This is a genomic window from Candidatus Brocadia sp., assembly GCA_021646415.1.
Classification (GTDB): Bacteria; Planctomycetota; Brocadiia; order Brocadiales; family Brocadiaceae; genus Brocadia.
Genome location: SOEU01000003.1, coordinates 165,949 through 180,805, shown reverse-complemented (window position 1 = coordinate 180,805; position 14,857 = coordinate 165,949). Strand labels below are relative to the sequence as shown.

The window sequence follows — 14,857 nt, the reverse complement described above, 5'->3', positions numbered from 1 at the left end:
ACAGGCTAAGCCATACTTTTATGGGGGAATATATCAAATGGGCTATATATTGTCAAATGTTTATTTGATAGATATTTAGATAATCAAAAACACTTACTCCCAGCCAAGTTTACGAATCTCCTTGATTGACCCGGTAACCTCATCGCAGACTTTTGAGACTGCAGACTCGTCTTTAAACCTCACATTGATGTTGTACTGGACTTCGTTTTTCACAAGATCCCGTTCAAACTCGTAATGCTGTAGTTCCATGGAGTTTCTTTTTAATATTTCCAGAATAGACGTAAAATTGGGTTCCGAACCGGAGGCACATATCTTCAGTGTTTTATAGGTATCACGCTTGATATCGCGCTCAAAGAGAGGCACTAATAATAGTGCAAAAAGGGTGATAACTGTCGTAAGTATCGCAGGGGTATAACAGCTGCTTCCTATTGCCAAACCGATACCCGCCACGACCCATAAGGATGCCGCAGTCGTTAACCCCCTCACCGTTGTTTTAAATCTCATAATTGTGCCTGCACCCAGGAAACCGATCCCGGTTACCACCTGAGCGGCAATCCTTGCAGGATCGACCCTTATGATGGAGTCAGCGGCAAAAGTTTTATATTTGTGGAAGATATGCTCAGATACAACCATCATCAGGGTTACACCCACGCATACCAGGATATGAGTCCGCAATCCGGCCGGTCGTCCCCGCCTTTCTCTCTCCCACCCGATAATTCCGCCTAAAACGGCTGCTATGAGAAGTTTTCCGATAGAGTTATCGAAGGTTTCTAGAATACTCTGAAGGCAAAACATATCTGCTCCTTAATTCCGTAAAAAAATGTTTTCGATATATAAATCATTTTAAATAAATGATTTAGGTGTTATCAAAAAGTATAACCCCGTCAATAATTAATGTCAAATGTTTATTGTCCTCCCTCAAAGCCGAAATTTCAACAGTTTGAAGGTATTTCATAAAGTTCTGCGAAAAAAAGTTCTCTCGTGTATATTTGTGTTCCTTTTTTTTGGATAATTGATAGTATCTCTTGTGGTATATTACAATTTTGCAAAAGTGGAATAAATGGCAAAAGGTGTTATTGGTGGGAGGTAACAAGTATACGTAAGTTAGAGCTCTTCATGAATGTGTTGATGAGGTGCGCAATATGGCGGATATCTTGGCGGGTTTCTACGAGTTTTCACCTGATGGAATTCTATACAATGAAATTATGAGGAGAATTTACTATGGCTAATTGCTGGAAGTGTGGTCTCTATCTCGGAGAAAAAGACGAATGGAAAAAGATGACTACCACGAAAGGAGACATCTGCATCCTCTGCTACAATAAGGCCAAAGAGGTTGATGAACCCCGTATCAAGGCCGATATGGATGCCTTTTTAAAGGAGAAAAGAGGGAATAACAACTAAAAAGAAGTTGAACGTGAAGTCTTTCTCTAGCAGGTTTTTGCCTTTTCTCTTTTCTTATTCTTAACTTATATTGTTTGTATGAGAAACAATGTTTAAAAATCAGTAAAATTTTTTTCATCCTAACAATAAATATTTACGTTTATCTTTGACGTAGTCCTGGCATATTATGCATATAAGTTGACTTAGCATAAGACTTTTGTTAATATTTTGAGTTTATGTAAATGAATTGTAGCCTTTGTTTGGGGGCAAATATTTTTGACAGGATTAACTGTTGTGTATTGCTGATTTTATCTGGATACATACCGTGCTCTTCTCTGAAACAAGGATTCATAAGATTTGGGTAACTATATAATCGGGATAGATCTGGGAGGTACAAACCTAAAGGCAGGTATCGTAGATACGGATGGGAAAATTCTCCATCGCCTTTCCATAAAAACCAATTCTCATGCCGATTCAGAGACTATATCCAGTCAAATCCTTTCGCTGATAACTGAAATCATACAGAGCGCTCACAGAAAAGAATCTGATATGATAGGTGTTGGGCTGGGATCGCCGGGCCTTGTCGATAAAAAAGGTGAAACGATTCTCTTTTCCCCCAATCTGCCTCGCTGGCGAAATATTCCTATCAAACGCATAGTAGCAGAACGGTTTTCAAGGCCCTGTATATTGGAAAACGATGCCAACGCAGCCGCATGGGGCGAGAAGTGGGTAGGGGCAGGGAAGGAAGTTCATTCCATGGTGATGCTTACCCTGGGAACAGGGATTGGGGGTGGTATTGTTATCGATAATAAGTTATGGAGGGGTGCTAATAATGTTGCAGCTGAGATCGGTCACATGGTGATTCAGATGGACGGACCGCAATGCAATTGTGGCAATCGTGGATGTGTCGAGGTGTATGCATCGGCTACGGGTATGGTACGGCGTTTTAAAGAGGTATTAAAGAGCGGTAAATCTTCGTCATTACAAATTTCTGATGAAATTACGGCAAAGATGATTAGCGATGCTGCTTTTCAGGGCGACAGGGTGTCGTTAGATATTATTGAAGAGACGGGGCGTTACCTTGGTATTGCCCTTATTAATATTATGCATGTATTAAATCCGGAGATGATTGTATTGGCAGGCGGTATGATTGGTTCCGGGGAATTATTGATGAATCCCATAAGGCAGGTCACTCAGCGGGGGGCCTTCGAGGCATCATATAAAGATACGAAAATTGTGTTTTCGCAGCTTGGCAACGATGCGGGGATTATAGGAGCGGCAGGATGTCTACTGACAGAATTAGAAATTTCTGTATAATTGCGCACATTGACCATGGGAAGTCTACGCTGGCAGACCGGTTGTTGGAAAAGACGAATACCATCACATCCAGAGAGTTCCGTAACCAGATGCTGGATGATATGGATCTGGAGCGCGAACGTGGTATCACCATCAAGGCCAGTGCAGTTGCACTGAAACTGGTGCGGGATGGCAAGGAGTACAACCTCAATTTGATAGATACACCCGGTCATGTGGACTTCAGCTACGAAGTTTCCAGAAGTCTGGGCGCCTGCGAAGGAGCATTGTTGCTGGTTGATGCCTCACAAGGTGTCGAGGCACAGACAGTTGCCAATGCCTATCTTGCCATGGAACACAATTTGGCCGTCATTCCTGTTATCAGTAAGATCGACCTGCCGCAATCCCGGCCTTACGATGTACTTACTGAAATGGAAAAAACCCTGGGTATTGACCCGGCAGATGCGTTGATGGTCAGCGCAAAAACCGGGGAAGGCGTCGGTGAAATCTTTGGAGCCATCATCAAGCGGATACCACCGCCAAAAGGCAATCCCAATGCGCCGTTGAAATCCCTGATCTTTGATTCTGTCTATGACGAATATCGCGGTGTTATTGTGTATCTGCGTATCTTCGACGGCTCTGTTAAGGTGGGTGATGAGATATACATGATGAAGACGAACCGTTCTTTCAAGGTAGAAGAGGTCGGAGTATTCAAGCCAAAGATGGTAGCGAAAGATTGCCTCTTGGCAGGTGAGGTAGGCTACTGTATTGCCAACATCAAATCTATTCATGATGTCAAGGTAGGGGATACGGTTACCCATAATAAGGAACGTACCGAAGAGGCGTTGCCGGGGTATCGGGCACCCATGCCCATGGTATACTGCGGTGTCTATCCGGCAGATAATGCCGATTTTCATGTGTTGCGTGAGGCACTGGAACGGTTGAGCCTGAACGATTCGTCATTTACCTTTGAGCCGGAGACTTCACAGGCACTTGGATTCGGATTTCGGTGTGGATTTCTTGGTCTCTTGCACATGGAAATTGTCCAGGAACGACTGGAACGGGAAAGCAACATCAATATTGTGCAGACCGCTCCCAATGTGACCTATGAGATATTGAAAACCAATAAAGAGGTAATTAAGGTCGATAATCCGGAAAAGGTTCCCCCGGTGAATGAAATTGAGGAATTCAGAGAACCAATAGTGCGTGCCAGCTTTGTTTTGCCTACAGAATATGTCGGGACTATTATGCAATTCGCAGAAGGACGCAGGGGAAGATATAAGGGTACCGAATATCTCAGCGAGAAGCGAGCGATACTTACCTATGAGCTACCATTGGCTGAGATTATCTTTGATTTTTTTGACAAGATGAAATCGGCCACACGAGGTTACGGGACACTCGACTATGATTTTATCGGGTATGAGCCGGCGGACCTTGTAAAATTGGACATTCTTGTGTCAGGTAAACGCGTAGATGCCCTTTCAACCATCGTCCACAGGAAAGATGCTGAGATGAAAGGTAGAAGACTGGTTAAAAAACTCAAAAACGAAATTTCACGACACCTCTTCGAGGTAGTTTTACAGGCAGCGATCGGAAGCAGGGTTATTGCAAGGGAAACGATCCGTCCAATTGCGAAAAATGTAACAGCCAAGTGTTATGGTGGCGATATTACACGAAAACGAAAACTTTTGGAAAAACAGAAAGAAGGCAAAAAGCGAATGAAGTCCATCGGGAACGTGGAAATTCCACAGAAGGCGTTCTTGTCTGTATTATCCGTTGATGAATGAGGTGCAGGATGGCTGACATAAAAGACCAACAAACAAAATCCAGGGTAAACGATAAGACAAAAAAACGGAAGAGCAAATTACGCGAAAATATTGAATCGATAGCCATTGCTGTCGCGCTGGCCTTTGCTATCCGCTATTTTGTGGTGGAGGCATTTAAAATCCCTACTGGCTCGATGGCGCCGACCTTATTGGGTGAGCATAAGGATGTGAAATGTCCAAATTGCAGCTGGTTTTTTTATGCCGACCGTCAAAGCGAAAGCGCTACGTGTCCCAATTGCCAATTCGGGATAAATCTTTCGGCTTATTGCGATATTTGCAATAACAGGATCCGCTATAATTGGCCGGCATGGTTATGGAGAAAGGGATCTTGTCCACGCTGTAAAACCACAGTCGCCTGGTCGGACCTGTCAAATCGGGTAATTCACGGTGGAAACAGGATCGTGGTCAATAAATTCTGGTATAAATTTAAAGATCCACAACGATGGGATGTCGTAGTGTTTGTCTACCCGTTATACGACCTTACCTGTAAAAATTGTGCCACACAACTTCCTGATACGGAATGGCACGAGGGTTTCCGTTGTCCCCGGTGTGGCTCAACAAGATTCTCAAAGAAAACGAAGAATTATATTAAACGTCTCGTTGGTTTACCTGGTGAAAAGCTTCAGATCATCAATGGTGATATTTATACCAATGGCAGGATACAAAGAAAACCTGATTCTGTGCAGGATACGCTGTGGCTACCGGTTTACAACAGTCATTATTTGGCGAAGGAAACTGACGGACCAACGTGGATAACTGACAGTAGTGCATGGGAAATTAATGAAAAGTCATTTGTTTTGGATAATATGTCACAAAACAACCATGATACGTCTCTTGTAACGTTTGGGAGAAACATTTATGACCAAAATGGTTACAATAACAGGTCTGGCAGCACGGAAATGGGTGACGTAAAGCTTCGCTTTGATGTGACGCTTTTGAAAGGTTCGGAATGTCTGGAACTTGTCCTTGAAAAAAACAACAATGTATTTACTGCCATTATTCCAACGGATGATACGGATGCAAAAGGTCGTCTTATGAAGGATGGTAAAGTCGTTTTGGAAACAGGTATCCGCCTGCAAAACGGACACCCGCACAAGATCGAGTTTTCAAATGTAGACCACGTGGTATCCTTCTCAGTAGATAGTGAAAAAGTTTTCGTATTTGACTATGATGACGGAATGGTACCTGATCCACGCCCATTTGATACCAGTAAAATTCGTTTTGGTGGTACCCGCATACATGGGACTTTTGAAAATATCAGGATTTTCCATGATATTTATTATACCAATCTCTCGGCTGGTACCTGGGGTACAACCGAAGCGATCCAGTTGGGTGAGAAGGATTATTTTATGCTCGGGGATAATAGCAGAAACAGTAACGATAGCCGCGTATGGAAGTTCGTCCCGGAAGAGAATCTTGTAGGGAAGGCATTCTTTGTATTCTGGCCTCTGGATACGATGAAGTTTATAAGATAATTTTAAACACGAAAAGACATACCACGAAACACAAGACAAAAAGAGAAGTTTTTAAAAGTTTTTTTTGTGTCCTTAGTGTCTTTGTGGTCAAAGGTTTTCATTATGAATTTATTAAGGGCAGATGGGTTAACAAAATCATACGGTAAGCGCACCGTGGTAAATCATGTCAGTTTTGAGGTTAATGACGGGGAGATCGTGGGTTTACTCGGTCAAAACGGGGCGGGGAAAAGTACTTCCTTCAACATGATTATTGGTGTTGTTCGGCCGGATAGTGGCCGTGTGATTTTTCAAAATGAAGATATTACTGACTTCCCCATCTATCTGCGGGCACGGAAAGGGATGGGGTACTTGTGCCAGGAGCCATCCGTTTTTCAGCGGCTGACGGTAGAAGAAAATATCCTCGCCATCCTGGAGACACATCGATACAATTCCGAAGAGAAATACAAACGCCTGATCGAATTGCTTACCGAATTCAACTTAAAACATCTGGCAAAAAACAAGGCATTTACCCTATCCGGTGGTGAAAGAAGACGACTCGAAATCGCACGGGCACTTGCCAGTTCCCCCACCATGATCCTCCTTGACGAACCATTTACCGGTGTCGACCCAATTGCTGTTAATGAGGTGCAAGACATCCTCCTGAGACTTAAGAACAGGGGGATCGGTCTCCTTATCACCGACCACAATGTACGTGAAGCCCTCAGTATTACGACTCACTCATATATCATAAGCGAAGGCACGGTTGTTGCCAAAGGTACCACCCAGGAAATCTTAAATAACCCCATTGCACGCCAATCCTATTTAGGTGATAATTTTCCTACCAGTGAACATAGATTGACGGACTTCAAAGACATCAACAGTAAAAAGTCGATAGATGCCGACCGAAAACCCATTGTTCGCAAAGATACTATCATCAAGTAAATACCTGTCAGCCTGAGAATTTTTAAGAAATAAAAAATATCCAAAAAACCATGTTGCCTTTGGCAGCAGCTTTTAAAGCCCCCCTCTGAAAAGAGGGGGCAGGGTGTGTGCAATCATGCCTCCCGCACACCCCTTGATCGTTCGACTGAGCGTTCGTCTGAGCTCACGCCGATGGCTCACGACGAAGCCCTCTCTTGTTAGAGGGGAAACTGTCGGTTTGAAAATCCTAACCCGAACGCGTCGAAAAAGACAAAAACCGAAGTACGAAATTTGTGAGTCAACCCTGTCAGGGTTTTAAACCCTGACAGGGTTAGTTTTATTAATATTTTTGCTAATAATGCCAAAATATTTTTTATAAGATATTAAACATTAAATTGGAAAATCATCAAGGAACGCAGTGAATTTAGAAAGAGGTATTGACTTAGAAATATACCATGGATAAAGAAGAATTTTTCACCGAAGACATTTTAGCTGGCAAATTATACGATAGGACGGTTATCAAAAAACTGCTTTCGTATGTATTGCGCTATAAGGCATCAGGCTTGCTCTCCGTCTTTATGGTACTCATCACCACCGTTTTGTTTTTACTCGGTCCGTACCTCTTTGGATATGCAATTGATCATGGTATTAACAAAGGGGATAAAGCATTAATATACAGGACGGCATTGGCCATCCTGGCTATTGAAACATTGCGTCTGGTATTGGTGGTGGTGCAAAGTTATAATATTCAGGCCATTGGGCAGAAGGTTATGCTCGATATGCGCATGGAGCTTTTTCATCACATCCAATCACTTCCCGTTTCTTTTTTTGATAAAAATCCTGTCGGGCGGATCGTTACACGCCTGACCAATGACATCGCGGCTATTGGAGAACTCTTTTCAGCCGGCGTTATTGTAGTAATCGGTGACATCTTTATTATCATTGGCATATTCGTAGCTATGTTTATGCTAAACTTGAAACTTGCGGTTATTACCCTCTCCGTCTTTCCAATTATTGTGATAATTGCCCTCTGGTTTGGTAGCCGCATGAAGAACTCATTTCGGGAGATACGGCGTAAGCTGGCACGTATCAATGCCTATCTCAATGAAAACATTACGGGGATGAAAGTCATTCAGCTCTTTAATCGTGAAAAAAAGAATTATGACAAATTTGACGAGATCAACGATGATTATTTGAAAGAACAGGTCAAATATATCCGTTATTTTGCGGTATTCCAGCCGGCGATTAATATGGTGAGTGCACTGGCAGTTGGTCTGGTACTCTGGTATGGCGCCGTGAGGTACATGCACGGGTTCCTTACCCTTGGGGTCTTAGTGGCATTCCTGGCGTACATTCATGACTTATTTGACCCCATCAGAGATATCGTTGAAAAGTATAATATCTTTCAAGGTGCAATGGCGTCGTCCGAACGTGTATTTGGTCTCATGAGAGGACCATCTGAGGTAGATTATTTCATTTCCCATCCCTCAAAAGAAGTTCCCAAGAGAGATTTTAAAGGGGAGATAGAATTCCAGAATGTCTGGTTTGCATACAACGGCAGCGATTATGTATTGAAAGATATTTCTTTTCACATAGAAACAGGACAGTCTGTCGCACTGGTAGGGGTAACTGGCAGCGGGAAGACGTCGATCGCAAGTGTATTAACACGGCTCTATGAAATCCAGAAAGGTACTATACTGCTTGATCAGATCGATATAGGGAAAATAGAAAAAGTGGGGCTGCGATACGTCATTGGATTAGTCAGTCAGGATGTCTTTTTGTTTGCAGGCACATTGCGGGACAACATTACCCTGTTTAATCCTGTATCCGATTCACAGGTATTAGGGACCATCGGAGAATTGGGGTTAATGCCCTTTATCGACCGCATGCCCAGGGGACTCGATATGGAAATTGCCGAGCGTGGTGCAAATCTCTCGGTAGGCGAACGCCAATTTATCTCTCTCTCCAGGATTATCATTTATGATCCACGGGTGATAATCCTTGACGAGGCAACATCTAGCATGGACCCCCTCTCTGAAGTATTGATCCAGAATGCCATTCAAAAGGTCACACGGGGCATGACGTCCATCTTCATTGCCCATCGGCTATCCACCATCCTCCACTGCGACAAGATCATCGTATTAAACAAGGGAGAGAAGGTGGAAGAGGGCAGTCACGAAGAACTCCTGCGCCAGGGCGGTCTTTACAGCCAGCTTTACAAGGTGTATATGAAGGAGGCGTTGATAGGGCATGGGTAATTATTCAAAATTGAATCGGTAGAAAAGGATATACTGGATATGTTAAAAGTTTTGTAACACTTTAGTTCTTTGAAAAATTAACTAGCGATTTTATGAGTTAACCCAGAAGGCGTTTTAGCCGTAAGAGCATTTTCTGCACTTGCCAGAAGGCTTTCCACTGGATTAGTCCCCTGTAATTCCGCAGAGCGAAGCAAAGTCATGAGGATTGCCTGAGTTTTTGCCCCGTGTTTAGAACGATTCTGTTGTGAAACCTTTCGGGTCAATACTGGCTTTCGCATCTGTTGCTCAGCGTGGTTATTATAGGGACTCACACCCTCATGTTCCAGGAACGTGAAGAGTTCCTGTTTATGGCGATTCAAACGCTTGGTCAATCTTTGTGAGTCTTTATCCTGACAGGGTGTTGCCAGAAACTGTTTAAGCCTGCGATACAACCTTTTTTTGAGTCTAAGAAAGCATGCCTGGCTCACTTGGTTCTTTTTCTCGGATAGTCGGATGGCATCCCTGAGCAGCCGGGAAAGTTTTTTCCTGAAAACTTTCCATGAGGTAGAACGGTTGTAGGTGCCTACTTTCACGAGTTCTGTGAAAAGATGATAGAAACACCGCTGCTTTGCCAGCGCGCTTATCTTGTTATAAGCGCCCCAGAAGTCACAGATCAGGATACCCTTGAACAACGTGCCTAAGACTTTTTTATGACAGGCGCCCCCCGATTCCGTGTTATGAGGTAGTAGCAGAGGGTTTTGGTGGTAAAACACCATAACCAATGGGTTTTCCCATTCAACCTCCACCCGGTTTCATCTGCGTGCAAGACGGCGCTGGCAGAGACTTCTCGTCCAATATCGTTATACCGTGATTCCAGGAGTGTGGCAAGAGACTTCCATGCCTGGGTTAAACCACCGGCGCTTATGTGAAGGTTGAAAAATACGGAAACCATCTTTACGATATTGTTTACACTCATACCGACTAAGTAATGAAGCCAGGCGGTAAAGACAACGAGGCGCAATCCGAGTCTGGCGTTTGGCAAGGCATCTGTGACCATGGGTTGAACTATCTTTTTGCAACAAGAACACCAGTAACCATGAACCGTATGTTCCGTCACGACAGGGTCAAGGCGTGGAATATCCTCGATGTATCGCTTATACGTTCTTACCTGCTTTTGCAGCAGCTGCTGACAGTCAGGGTAACTCTCCAGGGTATGTGTCTGATAGGCAGTTATGGTTTCGGGCCGTTTCCGGGAAATCCCCTTATGTCCGTGCTTCCTGCCACAAGGCTGCCTTTTCCTTTTGCTTGTGGGCTTGAGATAAGGTGGTGTCATGCCGGAAGGGGTAGTCTGACTCGTTGAAAGGTAATTGAAAGGTAAGGTATCAAATCTTTCAAATTGACAAATTATATCTGAATGAAAATGTTCAAAAATACACCCTTTTCCCCACTTCCGTGAGGACAGGGCCATTACGAAAGATCCGGATTCTTGAAAAACTTTGAAACCCGAAGTCCATGATTTAGAAAAACACTTTGACCCCGCGAATGTTTACTATCTGATGGGTTGATCAAATGGTTTACAAATTCTACGACCTCACGTCTGAGGAGATTGCGATTGTTGAGAGAAAGATTACATGTTAAAATGACATTTAAGGAGGTGAAAAAATGATAGAAGTAAAAGTACCCATATCATCTTACGATATTATCGAAGCTGTAAAGAAGATGAAGAAACATGAAAGAGAGTCGTTTATTGAAGATTTACTCGCCATGACCTCTCCCGAATATCTTCAGAGTATCAAGGAGGCAAGAGCCGAGTATAAAGCAGGCAGGATAAAATCACACAAAGAGATTTTTGGAAAATGAGCTATAACCTTGTTTACACCCGCCGGGCAGAAAAGGATATTAAAAAACTTGACCCTTCCATAAAGCGTCAGTTAAGCAAAGCCATCTTGAAATTACAGGATAATCCTTTAGAACACGCTGATAAACTGACAGATCCGAAAATAGGAACATACCGTTTTAAAATTGGTGATTATAGAGTTATTTTTGATATTGAAGGTAAGGATATTGTTGTTCTTCGTGTCGGTCATAGAAAAGAAATTTACAAAAGGCACTAAAAGAGTTGAGGAACGAGATGAGAATAACTTATGATCAGAGGGGATGCATTATATATACGTTTTATCGAGACAACCGTAACAACAAAGCATGTGCTGAAGGAATTGCTATTGATTATGATTTAGAAGGGAAAATTGCAGGTATTGAAATCCTTGATGCTGTAAAAAGGTTTGGTACTAATAATGTTTTCAAAAAAGTAACCCTTGAAGACCTTGCACTTCATACAAGCTAAGAAACTATCTAAACCTCCTTTTGCCTTCGTTGACTAAACCCTTGCCGCAAAACAGCATCAAAGAAAAATATTGGCATTGATATTGTAAAAACATAAAGGGCGGTTAGAGGTATGAATACAAATATTGAAAGAATAGTATCTGATCCGAAGATATGCAGTGGCAAACCATGTATTAAGGGAGCCAGAATCCCTGTGCATATTATACTCGATCTTCTTGCAGCGGGAGAGAATTTTGATGGCATCAAAAAAGCATATCCAAATATTATCGAGGAAGACATCAGGGCATGTTTATCATATGCTTCTCTTCTTTCTGATGAGGAAGCAGGGGTTACAGCGTGAAGATTTTCGTCAATGAAAACCTATTGAGCCCATTATTGATTATTTAAGGTCCATTGGAGGGCAAATATTCGATGTGTTTACTGCAGAGTTCGGTCTCCTTTGTTACCCAATCCAGGTAATCCTTTGAACCTTGCGTGATTGGTACGGCAATAATCTCGGGTACCTGGTAACTGTGTAATTGTTTGACACGTTTTTCCACTGTATCGAACAGTTCTTCTCTCGTTTTACATATCATCAACACTTCGCGTTCAACCTGTAATTTACCCTGCCACTTAAAAATAGACTCAACCGACTGGACAATATTACAACATGCGACCTTACCCTCTTTTACCAAAGTTTGACCTATTTTTCTTGCTTCATCAATTGAACTGGCCGTCACAAAAATTACAAGCGCTTTAGTCATGCTATCTGCTTTACCCCATACGTTCTGTATCAAGAGTTTTCCTGTCGCACATACCGCCACGCTTTTTTAAAAGAGATTCAATTTCATTGCTCCCCTCTTCATCACGTGTTACATAGACAAGGGTGCAACGGCATCCCCGAGTGCTTTTGCAGTCCGCATGGGGTGGTTTTATGGTATGGAGCATTTTGTGATTGGGGAGCATATGCCTCCCATCTAAGGACATGCATACATCACAGGTATCGCCATCTTTGGTCGCTGAATAAAAAACGTAGGCAATTTCTTTTACCCGTGAAGCAGCGACATCTGTTTTTTTATCTGGAGGATGTTGGGTAGTGTTCCCTGGTGCCTTGCTTTTTAAACTATTTTTAAAGAGATAATAGATGACATAGGCAGCTATCAAAAATACAAGGAAGCGCGTCATTAATTATACGGTACCTTTAGGTTTTCTCAGCATAAACAAAAATAATCCTCCCAATACCAATACCGTCTGCGTTAATATAATGCTCTTGATCCATATTGCGAAACATTTCCATAATAATTCAGCCCCGCGTGCCTGTTCAATTGTAGTGGAAACACGTTTAAAGGCGTAGATAGCAATTAACGAAATAAATACTGCCATCGCTAGTATTATGACCGTCTTTAGTTTTTGCTTCATAGTTGTTGTCTTTCAATATCATGAGTCATGTTTATCAAATGTAACAATCACCTTCTCAGATTCTTCCTGTGTATTCACTGTTTCCCTGTTATTTTTACCCGGCTCACTTGAATTTATATCCAATGCCTTCTTATATTCTGCAACCGCTTCATCTATCATTCCCTTTTCCTCATAAGCGTATGCTAAATTATAACGGGCGTCTGCATTCGCGGGATTGGTATTTATCGTCTTCTTAAATTCGGTTATAGCATCTTCTAACATGTTCTTGCCTGCATAAGCCACTCCCAAATTGTAGTGGGCTTTTGCCGAAGCGGGATTTATTTCCAATAATTTTTTCCATGAAGAAATTGCTTCGTCATATAAACCTTCCTGAAAATAAACGGTCCCCAGCTTATCATATGCCGCTAAGAAATTTGGATTAGATACAATTGCCTTATTATAAAAGACAGCGGCTTTTTTCAATAACCCTTTCTCTGTATAAGCCTCACCAAGTTTATAAAAGGCACGGGTGTTATTGGGATTGGTCTTTAGTATGGTTTCATATTCCAGAATTGCCTCGTCACAAAGTCCTTTCCCAAGATATGCCTCGCCAAGACTCAATCGTATGAGAACGTTCGAAGCATCTCTGGCAAGAATTTCTTTGTACAAACGGATGGCATCATCAAGCATCCCCTTCATAGCATAGGTATGACCCAGATAGCAAGATGCCATCATGTCAGTGGGGTCTTCTTCCAGGACCTTTTTAAATGACATGATAGCTTCATCGAAAAAACCTCTTGAATACTGGTTGTATCCGGTGATGCTTCCAGGGGCTATATCCTTGTTCGCTATTTGATATTCCCTGGTTTTTTCATATATCTTTTTCCCTTCTTTGGCTAAGTCTAAGTTCTTCTTTGCCTCTAAATCCTGAGGGTTTATTTTCAGCGCCAGATTATGCTCTGCAATAGCCTCATTAAACATGTTTTTGTTTCTGTATGCAAATCCGAGGTTATCGTGTGCCTTGGAATAATCAGGATTAATCTTAATTGCCAGTTTAAATTCAGCTATTGCATCATCAAACATCTGTTGCCTGCAATAAGCAACACCAAGGTTGTTATGAGCTTCTGCAAAATCAGGTTTCATTAAGAGCGCCCTCTTAAATTGCATGATCGCCTCATCGGTCATATCTTTGTTTACGTATTTTGCACCGAGATTATTAAACTGCATTGCTAATTGATATTGATCGGCCTGGTTATATCTTTTATTCGAAGAGGTGCAGCCAAGAATACTCAGGATGAGACAAATACCTGTCAGTGTTTTTTTCATTAATTTTTCATTAAATATGTATTGCCTTTTTAACAACGAGGCGTTATAAATCAATCGATACGTCCTTAAGTCCTTGTATTAATGTATATTGAATCAATGTCAAAGTCAATAACAAAAAAACCTCAGTCCCATGGAAAATTTATGGTTTTTCAGTGCACATAATTAAAATTGCGGTATGTTTTGTTAAATTATACAATGATATTGAAGAGCAGGCTGTCGCGAGGCAAAAATTTGCAACCTATTTCAGACATTCCCATTAACTCTTTCACACGAATTACTTCTACAAAAATCTTGTTCCCAATGCGGTCATAGTCAGGGGAAAGTGCCAGAATTCCTGCTTCTTCTTTTTTCTCAGGGAAAATGACCAGTATATTACCCGTGGCTATTTTTTTCTTTGTTTTCAGCCGTAACCCACCTTGAGAAATGTCAACAACTGTCCCTAAAAAGGCCGACTTTCTTAATTCATTGATCTTTTTAATTTTACAGGGAAAGATATTGTAAAATCGTTCGCGTCTCTGCAGGCCTGACAATTTGTCTTCTGCTTTGTTTGTTTCTTTTTTTGATTTAGTGGCACTTCCTTCCCGTTTTGTAATCAGGTCTTCAATACAAATCCTGGCCTCATGGAGTTCAGGTAGAGATAGCTGCTCAAATATTTTCATTACCTTTTTTTTAGAAGACATATCCGGTAATTTCTTATTTC

15 protein-coding genes and 2 pseudogenes are annotated in these 14,857 nt (G+C 42.0%); 10 read left to right on the top strand and 7 right to left on the bottom strand.

What is annotated here, in order from left to right; translation table 11 throughout:
- Positions 1-93: 93 nt before the first annotated feature.
- Positions 94-795, bottom strand: a complete 702-nt coding sequence (locus tag E3K36_04570) for an MgtC/SapB family protein (GenBank protein ID MCF6154523.1) — start codon at positions 793-795, stop codon at positions 94-96.
- Positions 796-1,221: 426 nt separating this feature from the next.
- Between E3K36_04570 and E3K36_04565 the strand changes: the two genes are divergently transcribed.
- From E3K36_04565 to E3K36_04540, 6 genes are all read left to right on the top strand, one after another.
- Positions 1,222-1,401: a hypothetical protein gene (locus E3K36_04565; GenBank protein ID MCF6154522.1), complete on the top strand. Its 180-nt coding sequence runs from the start codon at positions 1,222-1,224 to the stop codon at positions 1,399-1,401.
- Between the two features lie 336 nt (positions 1,402-1,737).
- Positions 1,738-2,697 carry an ROK family protein gene (locus E3K36_04560; GenBank protein MCF6154521.1) on the top strand — a complete coding sequence of 320 codons (960 nt, stop codon included), beginning with the start codon at positions 1,738-1,740 and terminating at the stop codon, positions 2,695-2,697.
- Positions 2,664-4,460 (top strand): elongation factor 4, encoded by a 1,797-nt coding sequence (gene lepA / locus E3K36_04555; GenBank protein ID MCF6154520.1) that lies wholly within the window; start codon positions 2,664-2,666, stop codon positions 4,458-4,460. Before E3K36_04560 ends, lepA begins: the two co-directional genes overlap by 34 nt.
- Positions 4,461-4,468: 8 nt before the next feature.
- Positions 4,469-5,974, top strand: a complete 1,506-nt coding sequence (locus tag E3K36_04550; GenBank protein MCF6154519.1) for a S26 family signal peptidase — start codon at positions 4,469-4,471, stop codon at positions 5,972-5,974.
- A gap of 102 nt (positions 5,975-6,076) precedes the next feature.
- The gene (gene lptB, locus E3K36_04545; GenBank protein MCF6154518.1) at positions 6,077-6,895 is read left to right on the top strand and encodes an LPS export ABC transporter ATP-binding protein; all 819 of its coding nucleotides are present in this window, start codon (positions 6,077-6,079) and stop codon (positions 6,893-6,895) included.
- 434 nt (positions 6,896-7,329) lie between these two features.
- On the top strand, positions 7,330-9,132 hold the full coding sequence (locus tag E3K36_04540) for an ABC transporter ATP-binding protein (protein MCF6154517.1): 1,803 nt from the start codon (positions 7,330-7,332) through the stop codon (positions 9,130-9,132).
- A 77-nt stretch (positions 9,133-9,209) separates the two neighbouring features.
- Here E3K36_04540 and E3K36_04535 read toward each other — a convergent pair.
- Positions 9,210-10,459 (bottom strand): annotated as a pseudogene (locus E3K36_04535) (IS66 family transposase).
- Positions 10,460-10,773: 314 nt separating this feature from the next.
- On the opposite strand from E3K36_04535, the gene E3K36_04530 reads away from it, so the two are divergent.
- From E3K36_04530 to E3K36_04515, 4 genes and pseudogenes are all read left to right on the top strand, one after another.
- Positions 10,774-10,971, top strand: coding sequence for a hypothetical protein (locus E3K36_04530; protein ID MCF6154516.1), 198 nt, complete (start codon positions 10,774-10,776; stop codon positions 10,969-10,971).
- Positions 10,968-11,225: a type II toxin-antitoxin system RelE/ParE family toxin gene (locus tag E3K36_04525; GenBank protein ID MCF6154515.1), complete on the top strand. Its 258-nt coding sequence runs from the start codon at positions 10,968-10,970 to the stop codon at positions 11,223-11,225. Before E3K36_04530 ends, E3K36_04525 begins: the two co-directional genes overlap by 4 nt.
- A 17-nt stretch (positions 11,226-11,242) precedes the next feature.
- A pseudogene (locus tag E3K36_04520) lies at positions 11,243-11,455 on the top strand (DUF2283 domain-containing protein).
- 111 nt (positions 11,456-11,566) lie between these two features.
- Positions 11,567-11,794, top strand: coding sequence for a DUF433 domain-containing protein (locus tag E3K36_04515; GenBank protein MCF6154514.1), 228 nt, complete (start codon positions 11,567-11,569; stop codon positions 11,792-11,794).
- A gap of 43 nt (positions 11,795-11,837) precedes the next feature.
- On the opposite strand, the gene E3K36_04510 is transcribed toward E3K36_04515, so the two are convergent.
- The 5 genes from E3K36_04510 to E3K36_04490 form a co-directional block, all read right to left on the bottom strand.
- Positions 11,838-12,197: a divalent-cation tolerance protein CutA gene (locus tag E3K36_04510; protein MCF6154513.1), complete on the bottom strand. Its 360-nt coding sequence runs from the start codon at positions 12,195-12,197 to the stop codon at positions 11,838-11,840.
- A 10-nt stretch (positions 12,198-12,207) separates the two neighbouring features.
- A complete protein-coding gene (locus E3K36_04505) occupies positions 12,208-12,618 on the bottom strand; it encodes a hypothetical protein (GenBank protein ID MCF6154512.1) in 411 nt (136 codons plus the stop codon).
- Between the two features lie 3 nt (positions 12,619-12,621).
- Entirely contained in the window at positions 12,622-12,852 is a 231-nt protein-coding gene (locus E3K36_04500) for a hypothetical protein (GenBank protein ID MCF6154511.1), read from the bottom strand.
- 18 nt (positions 12,853-12,870) lie between these two features.
- Positions 12,871-14,157: a tetratricopeptide repeat protein gene (locus E3K36_04495; GenBank protein MCF6154510.1), complete on the bottom strand. Its 1,287-nt coding sequence runs from the start codon at positions 14,155-14,157 to the stop codon at positions 12,871-12,873.
- 188 nt (positions 14,158-14,345) lie between these two features.
- On the bottom strand, positions 14,346-14,837 hold the full coding sequence (locus E3K36_04490) for a PilZ domain-containing protein (protein MCF6154509.1): 492 nt from the start codon (positions 14,835-14,837) through the stop codon (positions 14,346-14,348).
- Between the last annotated feature and the right edge of the window lie 20 nt (positions 14,838-14,857).

What these genes read in the sequence shown, in the direction of transcription:
- E3K36_04515 (MCF6154514.1), top strand. Translation starts at nt 11,567, where the DNA reads ATGAATACAAATATTGAAAGAATAGTATCTGATCCGAAGATATGCAGT.
- lptB (MCF6154518.1), top strand. Translation starts at nt 6,077, where the DNA reads ATGAATTTATTAAGGGCAGATGGGTTAACAAAATCATACGGTAAGCGC.
- E3K36_04565 (MCF6154522.1), top strand. Translation starts at nt 1,222, where the DNA reads ATGGCTAATTGCTGGAAGTGTGGTCTCTATCTCGGAGAAAAAGACGAA.
- lepA (MCF6154520.1), top strand. Translation starts at nt 2,664, where the DNA reads ATGTCTACTGACAGAATTAGAAATTTCTGTATAATTGCGCACATTGAC.
- E3K36_04495 (MCF6154510.1), bottom strand. Translation starts at nt 14,157, where the DNA reads ATGAAAAAAACACTGACAGGTATTTGTCTCATCCTGAGTATTCTTGGC.
- E3K36_04530 (MCF6154516.1), top strand. Translation starts at nt 10,774, where the DNA reads ATGATAGAAGTAAAAGTACCCATATCATCTTACGATATTATCGAAGCT.
- E3K36_04525 (MCF6154515.1), top strand. Translation starts at nt 10,968, where the DNA reads ATGAGCTATAACCTTGTTTACACCCGCCGGGCAGAAAAGGATATTAAA.
- E3K36_04570 (MCF6154523.1), bottom strand. Translation starts at nt 795, where the DNA reads ATGTTTTGCCTTCAGAGTATTCTAGAAACCTTCGATAACTCTATCGGA.
- E3K36_04540 (MCF6154517.1), top strand. Translation starts at nt 7,330, where the DNA reads ATGGATAAAGAAGAATTTTTCACCGAAGACATTTTAGCTGGCAAATTA.
- E3K36_04505 (MCF6154512.1), bottom strand. Translation starts at nt 12,618, where the DNA reads ATGACGCGCTTCCTTGTATTTTTGATAGCTGCCTATGTCATCTATTAT.
- E3K36_04550 (MCF6154519.1), top strand. Translation starts at nt 4,469, where the DNA reads ATGGCTGACATAAAAGACCAACAAACAAAATCCAGGGTAAACGATAAG.
- E3K36_04500 (MCF6154511.1), bottom strand. Translation starts at nt 12,852, where the DNA reads ATGAAGCAAAAACTAAAGACGGTCATAATACTAGCGATGGCAGTATTT.
- E3K36_04490 (MCF6154509.1), bottom strand. Translation starts at nt 14,837, where the DNA reads ATGTCTTCTAAAAAAAAGGTAATGAAAATATTTGAGCAGCTATCTCTA.
- E3K36_04510 (MCF6154513.1), bottom strand. Translation starts at nt 12,197, where the DNA reads ATGACTAAAGCGCTTGTAATTTTTGTGACGGCCAGTTCAATTGATGAA.